11 protein-coding genes are annotated in these 13,170 nt (G+C 67.0%); 5 read left to right on the top strand and 6 right to left on the bottom strand.

All coding sequences use genetic code 11. The features are described from left to right. Positions 1 to 29 precede the first annotated feature (29 nt). A complete protein-coding gene (locus EKL94_RS01700) occupies positions 30 to 545 on the bottom strand; it encodes a fimbrial protein (protein ID WP_126927731.1) in 516 nt (171 codons plus the stop codon). 257 nt (positions 546 to 802) lie between these two features. On the opposite strand from EKL94_RS01700, the gene EKL94_RS01695 reads away from it, so the two are divergent. From EKL94_RS01695 to EKL94_RS01685, 3 genes are all read left to right on the top strand, one after another. Further along, positions 803 to 1,786 (top strand): fimbrial protein, encoded by a 984-nt coding sequence (locus EKL94_RS01695; RefSeq protein ID WP_185829975.1) that lies wholly within the window; start codon positions 803 to 805, stop codon positions 1,784 to 1,786. A gap of 142 nt (positions 1,787 to 1,928) precedes the next feature. Then, positions 1,929 to 4,376, top strand: coding sequence for a fimbria/pilus outer membrane usher protein (locus EKL94_RS01690; protein WP_260473352.1), 2,448 nt, complete (start codon positions 1,929 to 1,931; stop codon positions 4,374 to 4,376). Positions 4,377 to 4,392: 16 nt separating this feature from the next. Next, positions 4,393 to 4,896, top strand: coding sequence for a fimbrial protein (locus tag EKL94_RS01685; protein WP_126927728.1), 504 nt, complete (start codon positions 4,393 to 4,395; stop codon positions 4,894 to 4,896). Positions 4,897 to 4,917: 21 nt separating this feature from the next. On the opposite strand, the gene EKL94_RS01680 is transcribed toward EKL94_RS01685, so the two are convergent. Next, positions 4,918 to 5,328 (bottom strand): hypothetical protein, encoded by a 411-nt coding sequence (locus EKL94_RS01680; protein WP_126927727.1) that lies wholly within the window; start codon positions 5,326 to 5,328, stop codon positions 4,918 to 4,920. A gap of 464 nt (positions 5,329 to 5,792) precedes the next feature. On the opposite strand from EKL94_RS01680, the gene EKL94_RS01675 reads away from it, so the two are divergent. After that, complete coding sequence (locus EKL94_RS01675) at positions 5,793 to 7,814, top strand: acyltransferase family protein (RefSeq protein WP_126927726.1); 2,022 nt, start codon at positions 5,793 to 5,795, stop codon at positions 7,812 to 7,814. A gap of 101 nt (positions 7,815 to 7,915) precedes the next feature. Here the strand turns inward: EKL94_RS01675 and EKL94_RS01670 are convergent, their stop codons facing one another. The 4 genes from EKL94_RS01670 to EKL94_RS01655 all read right to left on the bottom strand — a co-directional run bounded on the left by EKL94_RS01670 (position 7,916) and on the right by EKL94_RS01655 (position 12,132). After that, positions 7,916 to 9,301 (bottom strand): FAD-binding oxidoreductase, encoded by a 1,386-nt coding sequence (locus EKL94_RS01670; protein ID WP_126927725.1) that lies wholly within the window; start codon positions 9,299 to 9,301, stop codon positions 7,916 to 7,918. Next, positions 9,298 to 9,942 (bottom strand): metal-dependent hydrolase, encoded by a 645-nt coding sequence (locus tag EKL94_RS01665; RefSeq protein WP_126927724.1) that lies wholly within the window; start codon positions 9,940 to 9,942, stop codon positions 9,298 to 9,300. Before EKL94_RS01665 ends, EKL94_RS01670 begins: the two co-directional genes overlap by 4 nt. Positions 9,943 to 10,052: 110 nt before the next feature. After that, entirely contained in the window at positions 10,053 to 10,421 is a 369-nt protein-coding gene (locus tag EKL94_RS01660) for a YraN family protein (protein WP_185829974.1), read from the bottom strand. Then, positions 10,411 to 12,132: a penicillin-binding protein activator gene (locus tag EKL94_RS01655; protein WP_126927722.1), complete on the bottom strand. Its 1,722-nt coding sequence runs from the start codon at positions 12,130 to 12,132 to the stop codon at positions 10,411 to 10,413. The genes EKL94_RS01660 and EKL94_RS01655 overlap by 11 nt, the downstream gene beginning before the upstream one ends. 81 nt (positions 12,133 to 12,213) lie before the next feature. Between EKL94_RS01655 and rsmI the strand changes: the two genes are divergently transcribed. Continuing rightward, positions 12,214 to 13,032, top strand: a complete 819-nt coding sequence (gene rsmI, locus EKL94_RS01650; RefSeq protein ID WP_126927721.1) for a 16S rRNA (cytidine(1402)-2'-O)-methyltransferase — start codon at positions 12,214 to 12,216, stop codon at positions 13,030 to 13,032. Positions 13,033 to 13,170: the final 138 nt, after the last annotated feature.

The raw sequence follows: 13,170 nt of genomic DNA, 5'->3' as shown, positions 1-13,170 counted from the left end.
CAGCCGTGCGCGCGTGCGCCGGATACCGGTTACTTGTAGAGCACCACGAAGTCGCCCGACGCGTTGGCGGTGCCAGCCGTAGCGTTCTGGCCCGGCGAGGCGTACCACGCGCTGTAATCCAGCTGGCCACTGCCACCGGCGGCGATGGTCACCCACTGGGTCGGGTCGTCACCGATCTTCTGGTGGTCGCCCGCTGCGTCATACAGCGCCACGCCCACATTGCTCGCGCCCGACGCGGCAGTCAGAGCCAGATTGCCGGTGCTGCCATCCGGCGTGCCACCGAAGCGCACGCCGACTTCCTGCGCGGCACCCGAGCCGGTGCAGTCCAGGGCAATGCTGAAATTCTTCTGGCCGGCACGGGTACCGGCATTCACCGACGCCAGGTCCACCTTGCCCATCGGCACGGTGATGGTGCCACCGGCGGAGCCGACACTGCAGGTGGAGGTCATCAGTTCGCCGGTGATTTCCAGCTTTTCGGCGTGGGCCGCAGGCGCGGCCATGATCGCCAGCGCGGACAGCGCCAGCAGGTTCAGTTTGATCGACATCGAAGTTGTTCTCGTTGCGGAATGGGAGGCGCCGGCAGCCGAGGGCCACCGAACGATGCGCAGTGTCGATGTCGTGCAGCCGCATCACCATGCAACTTGTTGCAAACGGTTTCCTCTTAGCGATGAATGCAATTTGTTGTATGGGGCCGGATGGCGGGACGGACTACTGTGCGCTTCCTCCAGCCACCCGCTGCCGTCGATCAGCGCCTCTGATCCGGCTTATCGGGCAGGCAATCTCCCTTGTCCGGAGCAATTTCATGCAAAGCGCACCTATCCATCCGCGAACCATCCTGCCGGCGCTTGCACTACTGGCCGCCGCCGCGGGAGCCTCTGCCGCCTGCCGCCCCATCAGCGGCGATGTGTTCATCGACCGTGTGTTCGACGTGGCATTCACCGAACTGCCTGACCAGATCCTGGGCAGCGCCAGTGGAATGCTGTCGATGGTCTGCGACGCTACCGATAAGCGAGCGGAGATACGGCCCCAGTTCTCCGGCCTGCGCTATGCGCGTGATGTGAGCACTGGAGGCGGCTACTTTTCGCCGGCCTATGAGATCAATCCAACGTCGCCCCTGATCGTGTTCTCATTCAAGTACGGCGCATGTGACGAGTTCGATCCAGAGTGCCCCATTGAGGAGGTCGAAAATGGCGGAATTGATCTCCGTGATGGCGTTCCCGAGCTGGTGAATATCGTCGGCGGTGATCGCAAGGATATCGTCCTCTCCATCTCCATCTACTCGCGAGGAGGGCCGATGCGCGATGTCGCGGCTGCCCCTCTCGGAACAGTCGCAACCACATTCAGCGGTAGTGGTGGAACTCACCACGTAACGGCCGGTTTCCGCTTTCGTGCCCAGACCTGTGCGGTCACTCCCCAGTCCGTGACGCTCGACCCGATCGACGCCCGCACTCTGGATCGGCAGCAGAGTGCAGGAGAGAAGTCCTTCAACGTCGCGGTCAACTGCGGTGCCAGCGGTCGCCCGCTGGTACTGGAAATGAGCGACGTGCACGACCTGGCCAACACCGGCGATGTCCTGGCGCCCGCGCCGGGCACCACCACAACCGGCGTGGCGCTGCAGGTCCTGCAGGACGGTACGCCGGTACGCATGCAGCAGCCCTGGAGCTACGGCACCACCACCGGCACGGTCATGTCCGTGCCGTTCAGCGCCCGCTATCTGCGCACGCCTGCGGAACTTCGCACCGGGAGCATCCTCGGCGAGGTCTCGCTGCTGGCGGACTACTACTGATGCCTGCGCACGCCTTCCTTTTCTTGCTATCGCGCCGCATCTCGCTGCGCGCCTTCATGCGTCCCCTGTCATGACCGCCGTTCGTTCCTGCGCGCGTTCCCGCGCATTCCCCCTCTCCCATCTGCCACGCGCGATTGCAGGGATGCTCTCCATCTCGCTTCCGCTTGGAGCCGCTGCCGCACCGGCCATCGAGTTCAGCGAAGGATTCCTGATCGGCGGGCAGTCGATCGATATGCGCCGCTACGCGCAGGGCAATCCGGTCGAGGAAGGCCAGCACCGGGTGGATGTGTGGATCAATGGACAGTTCCATCAGACCCGCGACATCACGTTCAAGGCATCAGAGGGCGAAGCCCATGCGCGCCCGTGCCTGCCCGCAGACCTGCTGGATGCACTGCAACTGCGCGAGGATCACCGCCAGGCCCTTCACGCACAGGTGGCCGACATCGGTTGTATCGATCTGCCAGCCGCCATCGAGGGGGCCACCGCAACCTTCGACGACAGTGCGCTGCAGTTGCAGCTGACCGTTCCGCAGGCAATGCAGGCACGACGTGCGCGTGGCCATGTGCCGGCTGAACACCGCGACTCCGGGATCACGGCCGGATTCGTCAACTACACCGCCAACCACTACCGGAGCACCCATCGCGACAGCAGCTACGTGGGCGTGAGTGCCGGCTTCAACATGGGCGACTGGCGCCTGCGCCATCGCGCTTCGTTCAATCACAGAAGCCAGGGCTCCCGCTATCGAACCATCAGCAGCCATCTGCAAAGGGATCTGCCAGCGCTGAACAGCCAGCTGTTGCTGGGCGAGGGCAATACCGGTGGCGAGCTGTTCGACAGTGTCCCGTTCATGGGAGCACGTCTGTACACCGACGAACGCATGCTGCCCGACTCGCTGCGTGGCTATGCACCGGCCGTGCGCGGCATCGCCGAGGGCAACGCGGTGGTCAGCATCCGCCAGAACGGCATCGTCATCCATGAAGTCAGCGTCGCGCCCGGGCCGTTCGTCATCGACGATCTGTACCCGACCAACTCCGGTGGCGATCTGGAAGTGGTGGTTACCGAGGCAGATGGGCGCAGCCAGCGGTTCAACGTGAGCTTTTCCGCTGTGCCGCAGGCATTGCGCGCAGGTACGTCCAGGTTCAGCGCGAGTGCGGGAACGCTGCGCGACGCCGGAGGCCGTCTGGCCCATCTCCGCTTTGCCGAGGGGACCTACGCACGCGGTCTCAGCAATCACCTCACCGCGTTGGGGGGTATTCAAGTCGCGCAGGGCTATCGCGCTGCGATTGCCGGTGCCGCTGTCAACACGCCAGTGGGGGCCGTCGGCATCGACATCACCCACTCGCAGGCGGAGCTGCCCGGACGCCCCAGCGTTGCCGGCAACAGCCTGCGGCTGAACTACCAGCGCTACGTGGCCAGTACTGGAACCAACGTGGGTCTGGCCGCGTACCGCTACAGTACGCGCGGATTTCTTATCCTGAATGACGTGGCCCGTGCTGCGTCTGACGACTGGGGCTACGCCGGCCGCGCGCGACAGCGCTACCAGGCCAATCTCTCCCAGCGCCTGGGGGCGGCAAGCCAGCTGTTCCTCAATGGCGGACACGTGGCCTTCTGGGATACCGCGCAGCGCCAGACCGATTTCCAGTTCGGCTTCAGCAGCACCGTGGGGCGCGCGAACTACGGCGTTTCGGTGTTCCGCTACCGGCTGGGCAATGGCCGCCCTGACACACGCTATACCTTCACCTTCGCAGTGCCGCTGGGCCGTAGCGAAAGTGCGCCGAGGGCGAACACCCAGATCAGTCACGCCAGTGGCGGGCAGCAGGTGCAGGCGGGGGTGAGCGGCTACCTGGGCGAGCGGCGCGCGATGAGCTATTCGGTGTCCAGTACCCAAGGCGAGGGTGGCAACAGCAGCAGTGCCTATCTGGATTACCAGGGCCGCTACGCCAACGTCAACGCCGCCTACAGCCGCGCGACCGGGCACAGCAGCCAGACCCTGAGTGCTTCCGGCGCGCTGGTGGTGCACGCAGGGGGCCTGAACATGGGGCCGCCGGCAGGCGAGGGCTTCGCGCTGGTGCATGCACCGGGTGCAGAAGGCGCACAGGTGGGTACGGGTGTGGATATCCGCGTGGCACGCAACGGTTACGCGTTGTTGCCACACGTCAGCCCCTATCGCTGGAACCGCATTGATCTGGATCCTTCGGGGCTGCCGCTGGAGGTGGAAATGCTGCAGACCTCGCAGCGTGTTGCGCCCACCGCCGGTGGCATCGTGCGCGTACCGTTCGAAGTGCGCCGCGAGCGCACCTTGTTCATCGATGCCACCGATGCATTGGGCCAGCCACTGCCGTTCGCCGCACGCGTGCAGCGCGAGGACGGCACGCCTGCAGGCGTGGTGGGGCAGGGCGGTGTCATCCAGTTGCGTGGCGCACAGCCCGAAGGCGCGCTGATCGTTGACCCGGACGGGCCGCAGCGCTGCCGCCTGGCGTATCAACTGCCTGATGCGCCCGATGCCTACGGCCTGTCTTGGGCCCAGGCCACCTGCCAACCCTTTGCTGTCTCACTCGAGCTGGCTGGCGCCGGCCCGTCCATCCATTGACCTTCTGGAGTACCCGATGAAACGCTTGCTGTTCCCCTCATTCACCCTTCTGGCGCTGGTATTGCCCATCGGCAGTGCAGCGGCCGCCACGCTCACTATTTCTGGCCGCGTATTGCCCGGCACCTGTACGTTGACGGCACCGGCCATCACATTGAACAACGTGAAGGCCGATGAGATGAAAGTGGGCGACAACCTGCTGAAGCAAAGTACGTTGAACTTCACCGGCTGCATCGGTGTTGCCAAAGCCACGCTGTCCTTCGATGGAACGGCTGCCGATGGCGACGCGCAGCGTTGGAAGAACACCGCCAGCACCGACCCGGCGCGAGGTGTTTCGGTCGCCCTGTTGGCCGGGGCCACGGGCAACGTCTATCTGAAGAAGGGCGACACCGGCATTGAAGTGCCCGTGACCGGCGCCACTGCCAGCTACACGCTGCGCGCGGGCTATTACCTGCCCACGACTAGTGGCGTCAACGCGGGTGCGATTCAGACGGCCATTACGGTTACCGCGCTCTACGATTGAGCGGGCTGCGGTTGCGGGTTGTCATACTGCCCGCAACTGCACATCCACATACTCGGCCAGCCCACGGCAGGCCAGCAGCAGCCCTTCGCGCGCACCATCGCCCATCTCCTGATCGATTTCCCCGTCCACGCGTACGCGTTCGGTGGCGTGCAGCAGTTCCAGCAGGAAACTCAGCCCCGCATTGGCGCGGTCGATGCGCGCCAACGCCACGCGCTGCCCGGGTGTACGGTTGCTGCCGGGCCACGGCTGGCCATCAGCCGCATCGCCCTGGCGGATGTGCTGCAGGCAGGCCTGCAGGGTGATGGTGCCAGCGTTGTTGCCGCTCTGCAGTGCAACGAAGGTGTCTTCCAGCGTGCGTGCCAGATCGTCTGGCAGGCGCGTGGCGGCGTCGCCCAGGGTGGCGAACAGGTGCGGGTAGGGGGAAGCGGTCATGGCGGCGTCCTTGTGCAAGCGGCAAGGAGCCACCCTGCTTAACAGCGAGGGTGGCGGACGGTGCGTGGTTCCAATACCGGAGGTCGATGTAGAAGCGCCGGCGGGCACGAGGCCCCCACGCACCGCCCGCCATGTAAGCGCGGACGGAATGCCTGCCGACGCCACCCAACAAGGAAAGAGCGACGCCGGCAGGCAAGCGTAACCAACACATCAACCTAACGGGATTGGAAGCCCGTGCCACCCGTTATCGGTGGCGCTACATGATCTGCATGAAGCGCCAATGCTGCCAATGAGAATTGTTGGAAAGTTCGAAAGCGTAGGAATTTCGTCGCTGGCAGGCGGCACAGGGAGCTGCCTGCCGAATACGACATTCCCTGCAGAGTCGAGCCATGCTCGACTCTGCAACCGCGTCGAGCTATGACCGGACCTGAACGATGTCCTTGCCTGTCGTGATCATCCATTGAATGACTACGGCAGCGGTGGCGATGCTGTCGGATCGTTCTCCACCCGTTGCCTGCATGTTCCCTCCCGAACGTTCCCACAACGCCGCCATCGATGGCCTGCGCGCACTGGCGGTGCTGGCTGTCGTCGTCTTCCACACCAACGCGACGTGGCTGCCCGGGGGCTTCACCGGCGTGGACCTGTTCTTCGTGGTGTCCGGCTTCGTGATCAGCCAGTCGCTGGCCTTGCGCACCCACGCGTCGCTGGGCGCGATGCTGCTCGACTTCTACCGGCGCCGCGTGCTGCGCCTGTTGCCGGCGCTGCTGGTGATGTTGATGGCCACCTTCGTGCTGTCGGCGCTGTTCATTCCCCGCGCGTGGCGCAACGAGCAGTTCGACCAGGCCGGCTGGGCTGCGCTGGTCGGCTTCAGCAACATCGTGCTGGCCGGGCAGCAGGACGACTATTTCTCACCCGGCGCCGAACTCAACCCGTTCCTGCATACGTGGACGCTGGGTGTAGAAGAGCAGTTCTATCTGGTCTTCCCACTGCTGTTCTTTGTGTGGCTGCGTGGGCGTGAGCGCTGGCCGTGGTCGCGTTGGTTGTTGCCAGTGCTCACCCTGCTGTCGCTGGCGTGGGCAGGCTGGCAGGCGCAGACGGCACCGGCGGCAGCGTTCTACCTGCTGCCGGCGCGGTTCTGGGAGCTGGCTGCGGGCGCGCTGCTCTACCAGTGGATGCGCACGCGTACGCCGGGCCAGAACGGTGATGCGGTTGCAGTGATCGGTCTGGTGCTGCTGGGTGCAGGCGTGGTGACCGCACCGCAGCTGGCGATGCCGGTTCCGGGCGTGCTGGCCACCGTGGCCGGTACGTTGATGCTGTTGGCGAGCGTGTCGGCACCGGGCACATCGCGCATTGCGCGCGCACTGGGCTGCGCACCGTTGGCCTACCTGGGTCGGCTGTCCTATTCGCTGTACCTGTGGCATTGGCCGCTGCTGGTGCTGCTGCGCTGGACCTACGGCCTGCACGGTGCCGCGCTGTGGCTGTATCCGGTACTGCTGCTGGCGGTATCCGCTGCGTCGTATCACTTCATCGAGCGCCCGCTGCGCAGTGCGGCGCCGCTGTTACGCCTGGCACCGGCCAAGGTGCTGGCGATGGCGCTGCCAGTGGTTGCGCTATGCGGTGCGGGTGCCTGGGCCACGGTGGAGTATCACGAGCAGGTCTCGCTGAGCGTGACCCGCGACGGCTATGCATGGCAGGCACGCCGCTACCCGGCGTGGCGCCCGCTGGAGCCGGTGAGTGCGCCGGCGCTTGAAGGGCGGCGCCTGTTCGTGGCTGGCGATTCGCACGCGGCGGCGTATCGCACCATGATCAGCATGGTCGCGCGCCAGACCGGCATGGAGGTGCGCCAGCAGGATCGCGGTGGCTGCAGCTTCGTCAACCTGCTGCGGGCCAGCCCGGCCGACTGCCAGGACTTCATTGAAGGCGCGTTGTCGACGATCAAGCGCGAGGCGCGCCCAGGTGACATCGTGCTGCTGGCGGCCTTGCGCATGCCGGAGCTGCGAGGATTCGACTGGCAGCGGCAGGATGCACAGGAAATCTATCGGCAGCTGCTGGCCGAACGCACGCCGGCCCATGCGCAGGCGGCACGCGATGAGGCCGATCGCGTGCTGGGGCGTTTGCAGAAGCTGGGCGTACACGTGGTGATTGACGCACCGCTGCCGCTGTTCAAGGCCGGGGCTTACCGTTGTTCGGACTGGTTCAACCGCCACAATCCGGCTTGTGCGGGTGGTCTGAGCATGCCGCGTGCTGACCTGGAAATGCTGCGCGCACCGCAGATGGCGCTGCTGGCCAAGCTGGCAGCGCGCTATCCATCGCTGACAGTGTGGGACCCGCTGCCGCTGCTATGCGGGCCGCAGACCTGTTCGGCGGTGGAAGACGGTGAACCGCTGTTCTTCGACAACGATCACCTGAGCGGACACGGTAATCGCGTGCTGTTGCCCAGCTTCCGGCAGACCCTGAGCGATATCGCGAACGACAAGCCTTTGTAGAGCCGAGCCCACGCTCGGCTTGCCGCGCGCAGCGCGGGCTTCATCGCGATCGGGTCGAAGAGCAGCCGAGCATGGCTCGGCTCTACAGGAGTGCGCGCGGTCTATGCCGGCGGCAGTACCTTGCCCGGGTTGAGAATGCCGTCCGGGTCCAGCGCAGCCTTGATCGCGCGCATCGCCGCCAGCGTTTCCGCGCTGAAGGCCTGCGCCATGAAATCGCGCTTGGCCAGGCCGATGCCATGTTCGCCCGACAGCGTGCCACCCAGCGCCAGCGTCAGCTCGAAGATCTTCGGCAGTGCGGCATGCGCGCGCGCGTTCTCGTCGGCATCGTCCGGGTGATACAGGATGTTGACGTGCAGATTGCCGTTGCCGGCATGGCCGAAGGTGACGATGGTCAGCGCGTAGTCGCGCGCCAAGGCCTGCACGCCCGCTACCAGCTCCGGAATACGCGACACCGGCACCACCACGTCTTCATTGATCTTGCCGGGCGCGACGGTGCGCAGTGCCGGCGACAGTGCCTTGCGCGCGGCCCACAGCTGGTCGCGTGCACGGCCTTCCATCGCCACATCCAGTTCGATCATGCCGTCGCCTTCAGCGGCGCTGGCCAGTGCCTGCAGCAGATAGGGCAGGGTGTCGTGGTCACCATCGGCTTCCACCAGCAGCATCGCGCCAGCCTCGGGTACTTCCGCACCGTTGAGACGCAGCAGCTCAAGGCTGCGGGCGTCCATGAATTCCAGGCGCGTGGGCACCACCGGCTGCGACATCAGGCGTGACACCGCGGCGGCGGCCGCATCGGCATCGCGGTACAGCACACGCAGGCCGGCCTGGCTGACCGGCAGCGGGGTGAGCTTCAAGGTGGCTTCCACGATCAGTGCCAGTGTGCCTTCGCTGCCCACCAGCAGGTGGGTGAGGTCGTAGCCGGTGGAATCCTTGGTGTAGGCACCACCGCAGCGGATCACCTCGCCGGTGCCGGTCACGGCCACCAGGCCCAGTACGTTGTCGCGGCTGGTGCCGTACTTCACCGCGCGCGGGCCGCCGGCGTTGCAGGCGAGGTTGCCACCGACGCTGCAGATCTCGGCGCTGGAAGGATCCGGCGCCCAGAACAGGCCATGCGGGGCCAGCGCCTGCTGCAGAGTTCCATTGAGAACGCCCGGCTGCACCACCGCGCAGCGGTCGCTGGCGCGGATCTCGACGATGCGGTCCATGCGGATGAACGACAGCACGATACTGCCGGGCAGCGGTACGGCCGCGCCGGTGGTGCCTGTGCCAGCACCGCGCGCGACCAGCGCCACGCCGTGCGCGCGGCAGGCACGCACCAGCGCCTGCACCTGTTCAATGTCGGCTGGCAGCGCCACTGCCGCCGGGCGCTGGTGACGCCATGAGTTGTCCTGCGCGTTGGCCTCCAGCGCGCTGTCATCCATACGCCAGCCCTCCGGACCCAGCAGGGCGGACAGTTCGGCAACCAGGGCAGCAGGCAGGGCAGGACTCATGACGGATCTCGTGGGGCAGCAGGAGCGGGTTGTATCAGTTTCCAGGCAACAACGGCGCCGGCCAGGGGCAGCCATACCCAGCGCAGTTCGGACATCAGGGTGGCCAGGCCGCGCGCGCTGAAGAACTGTGGGGCGAAGGGTGAAACGCGGATCGGTCGCCACGGCGCGAAGAAGCGTTGTTCACTCCAGGGCCAGGCCAGTGCGACGCCGAGGCCGCCGGAGGTCATCGCATCCAGCAGAGGATGGCTGGCCGCACAGATGAAGACGAACACCGCCGCTTGCACGGTAGATGCCACCGTTGGCCGCGCAATGGTAGGTGCCAACCTTGGTTGGCACGAAACCGCCGACCAAGGTCGGCGACTACCGGGGCTGTATGGTGCCGACCAAGGTCGGCGACTACCAAAGAGCGCCAACGCCGCGGCCAATGCCGCCAGCACGCCGGCAAACAGCAGCGAATGGCTGGCGCCGCGATGGCCGAACACATCGGCGTAGGGAATGTGCAGCGCGAAGGCCAGTACATCGGCATCGGGCAGCATCGCTGCAATCACGCCGGCTGCCAGCAGGCGCGGCGGGATGCGGCCGCGATCAGCGGCGCACCACAGCGCCAGCGGCACAGCGGCATGGGTGATGATCGAAGGCATCAGTCACGCACCGTGGTAGTGCCAGCCAGGCTGCGCTCTGGTAGGTGCCAACCTTGGTTGGCACAGAAGCGCCGACCAAGGTCGGCCTCTACCAGAGCGGACGGAAACCATCAGCAGTCATCCAGCCGGAACGCATCACGCAGCCATCGCAGCTGCGGCGGCTCGCCCGTGGCGTCGATCACATCAAAACGGCAGGGTGCATTGGCCAGCGCCGGGTTGTCCTGCAGGTACAGCTGCGCGGCGTGCGCCAGGCGTCGGCACTTGCGCACATCCACCGAAGCGGCGCCGCCACCGAAATCCGATCGCGCGCGATAGCGCACTTCCACGAACACCACGGTGCCGGCATCGTCCATCACCAGGTCCAGTTCACCGCCGCGATAGCGCACGTTGCGCGCACGCGGCTGTAGTCCGGCCTGTTGCAGATGCTGCTCGGCGGCGGCTTCCACCGCCGAGCCACGTTGGCTGCGCTCAGCGACCACCGACGATCGGCATCGGCCGGCCGCCATTGAAGGTGGACCATGCCGGCTGGCGCAGGATGTTGCCGTTGCTGTCCAGGAACAGGGTGCCGGTGGCACCGTCCAGGCCGCCCTCGTTGGACAGCTTGTCCAGATAGGCGGTGATCTTCCAGGCATCGGCACCGAAGGCGAACAGGCGACCGGCCGCGCCGCGGGCGCTCGGCAGCGCGCTGGCCACCTGGCTGGCCGACGGCAGGCCGGACACGCTGCGCACATTCCAGGCTTCGTTCGGGTAGACGATGCCGTCCAGCGCCACATCTTCTTCTACCTTGCCGCTGCCGACGGTCAGCTGCGAGGTGCCGACGCGGGTCGCGCCACCGGCACCGGCCAGGGCCAGCTGAGGCGCCAGCAGGCGCGCCTGCGGGGCGCGCACGGCGAGGAACACGGCATCGACCTGACCGGCATTGCGCACCTGCGCGCCGACATCGCCGACGGCTTCGCTGACATTGACCGTGGCCACCACCTGGCCACCGCGCTGTACGAAGCGCTGGGCGAAGGCGGCGGCGGCACGGCGGCCGGTGTCGTCGTTGCTGCTGATGACCAGCGCGCGGTTGCGCTCGCGGCCACGCAGGTATTCGGCGGCAACGATGCCGTCGTCTTCCGGGGCCAGCGAGAAACCGGCGCTGCCGGCCGGCGGTGCGTCCTTGCCGCGGTTCAGCGCCAGCACCGGTACCTGCAGCTGCTGGCGGCCGTACACGGCGTCCACTTCGTCGCGGCCCAGCGGGCCGACCACGAAGTCGGCACCGGAGGCGACGGCCTTGTCGTAGGCGGCGAGGGCACCGGCCGGGGTGCCGGCGGTGTCGAAGAAGTTGATGTCCGGGCGGCGGCGGCTTTCACCGTAGTAGGCGCTCAGCAGGCCATCGCGCACCGGCTGTGCGGCGGTGGCCAGGCGGCCGCTGAGCGGCAGCAGCACCGCCAGCTTGGCCGGCGGGCGGTAGCCGTCGCTCATCGCCGGCGGGCGCTTGCTGGTGTCGAACTGGGCGGCGCCATCGCGATCGAACGGGCGCGGCAACGGCAGGCCGCGCGCGATCAACGCACGGCCGGCGAAGTTGTACAGCGGGTCGTTAGCCGGCAGCGCAGCGGCACGGCTGCGCAAAGTGGCGTCGTCGAGAGTGCCGAGCAGACCGGCGATGGCGGCCTGGTTCTCGCTGCGCGCGCTGCCGGTCAGGCTGGCATGGGCACGGGCACGTTCGGTGGCGGCGCCGAAGGCGTCGCCGGTGCCCTGCAGCGCGTTGGCGCGGGCTACGTACCAGCGCGTGCGCAGCGCGGGGAAGACGTTGTCGCCATGTTCCTTCAGCAGGGCCAGGGCCTGCGCCGGCTGCCTGTCGGCCAGTGCCAGTTCGGCGCCGGTCAGCTGGTAGCGCTGCAGGCTGGGGCCGGACAGCTGGCGGGCGGTGAGCTGGCCGAGCAGACTGCGTGCGCGGGCACTGTCGCCGGCCAGGTGCCAGGCCCAGGCTGCATCGGCCAGCGCATTGCTGCGGGCACCACCGCGCAGGGTGGCGGCCAGGCCTTCCAGCTGCAGCGCGGCATCGCGCGGCTTGCCCTGTTCGATCAGCGCCAGCGCCTGGCTCTGGGCCGGCGATTCGGGCGCGCTGGTCAGGCTGGTGGTGGCGCAACCGGCCAGCAGCATCAGCGACAGCGACAGGGCGGAGATCCGTGCGGCGGGCTTGTTCATGATCGGGTCCATGCGATGAGGGCAGCGGCCTTGGCCGGGTACACGCTACGATTCTACCCTTGCCCCGTGAGTACCGCTGAAATGAGTGTGCCAACCCTGTACGTCGTCGCCACCCCGATCGGCAACCTGGCCGATCTGAGCCCGCGCGCGCAGGAGGTGCTGCGGTCGGTGGCGGCCATCTGTGCCGAAGACACCCGCCGCAGCGGCCAGCTGCTGTCCCATTTCGGCATCCAGCAGCCGCTGGTGGCCCTGCACGAACACAATGAAGAGGCCCTGGCCCAGCGCCTGGTCTCGCGTCTGCAGGCTGGCGAATCGTTGGCGCTGGTCAGCGATGCCGGCACCCCGCTGGTCAGTGATCCCGGTTTCCGCCTGGTGCGCGCCGCGCGTGCGGCGGGCATCAAGGTCAGCCCGATTCCCGGCGCGTGTGCCGCCATCGCCGCGTTGAGCGTGGCCGGCCTGCCCAGTGACCGCTTCAGCTTCGAGGGTTTCCTGCCGGCAAAGGCCAGCGGCCGCCGCGACCGTCTGCAGGCGCTGGCCGGTGAAGTGCGCACGATGGTGTTCTATGAATCCTCGCATCGCATCGTCGAGTCGCTGGCGGACATGGCGGCGATCTTCGGCGGCGAACGCCCGGCGGTGCTGGCCCGCGAGCTGACCAAGCTGTTCGAGACCGTGCTCGATGGCGACCTGGCTGGACTGCTGGCGAAGGTGGAAGCTGACGAAAACCAGCGCAAGGGCGAGTTCGTGGTGATGGTGCAGGGCGCCGGCGACGACGAGGAAGCGCAGCTGGCGCATGGCCGCCGCGTCTATGCCAAGCTGAGCGAACACCTGCCGCCGTCGACCGCGGCCAAGCTGGCCGCTGAGCTGACCGGCGCACCGCGCAAGGCGTTGTACGGCAGTTGATGGATCGTGCGGACCAAGGTCCGCACCCACCAAAGCGGCGGAATCGGTAGATCCACGCCATGCGTGGATGGGTTACACCTCCAGTAGATCCACGCCATGCGTGGATGGGTTACACCTCCAGTAAATCCACGCCATGCG

This window comes from Stenotrophomonas maltophilia (genome assembly GCF_003970865.1).
GTDB lineage: Bacteria > Pseudomonadota > Gammaproteobacteria > Xanthomonadales > Xanthomonadaceae > Stenotrophomonas > Stenotrophomonas maltophilia_AR.
Note: the sequence above shows the minus strand (reverse complement) of the source record. Positions and strands in the feature narration are given on the sequence as shown.

What these genes read in the sequence shown, in the direction of transcription:
- EKL94_RS01700 (WP_126927731.1), bottom strand. Translation starts at nt 545, where the DNA reads ATGTCGATCAAACTGAACCTGCTGGCGCTGTCCGCGCTGGCGATCATG.
- EKL94_RS01695 (WP_185829975.1), top strand. Translation starts at nt 803, where the DNA reads ATGCAAAGCGCACCTATCCATCCGCGAACCATCCTGCCGGCGCTTGCA.
- EKL94_RS01690 (WP_260473352.1), top strand. Translation starts at nt 1,929, where the DNA reads ATGCTCTCCATCTCGCTTCCGCTTGGAGCCGCTGCCGCACCGGCCATC.
- EKL94_RS01685 (WP_126927728.1), top strand. Translation starts at nt 4,393, where the DNA reads ATGAAACGCTTGCTGTTCCCCTCATTCACCCTTCTGGCGCTGGTATTG.
- EKL94_RS01680 (WP_126927727.1), bottom strand. Translation starts at nt 5,328, where the DNA reads ATGACCGCTTCCCCCTACCCGCACCTGTTCGCCACCCTGGGCGACGCC.
- EKL94_RS01675 (WP_126927726.1), top strand. Translation starts at nt 5,793, where the DNA reads ATGACTACGGCAGCGGTGGCGATGCTGTCGGATCGTTCTCCACCCGTT.
- EKL94_RS01670 (WP_126927725.1), bottom strand. Translation starts at nt 9,301, where the DNA reads ATGAGTCCTGCCCTGCCTGCTGCCCTGGTTGCCGAACTGTCCGCCCTG.
- EKL94_RS01665 (WP_126927724.1), bottom strand. Translation starts at nt 9,942, where the DNA reads ATGCCTTCGATCATCACCCATGCCGCTGTGCCGCTGGCGCTGTGGTGC.
- EKL94_RS01655 (WP_126927722.1), bottom strand. Translation starts at nt 12,132, where the DNA reads ATGAACAAGCCCGCCGCACGGATCTCCGCCCTGTCGCTGTCGCTGATG.
- rsmI (WP_126927721.1), top strand. Translation starts at nt 12,214, where the DNA reads ATGAGTGTGCCAACCCTGTACGTCGTCGCCACCCCGATCGGCAACCTG.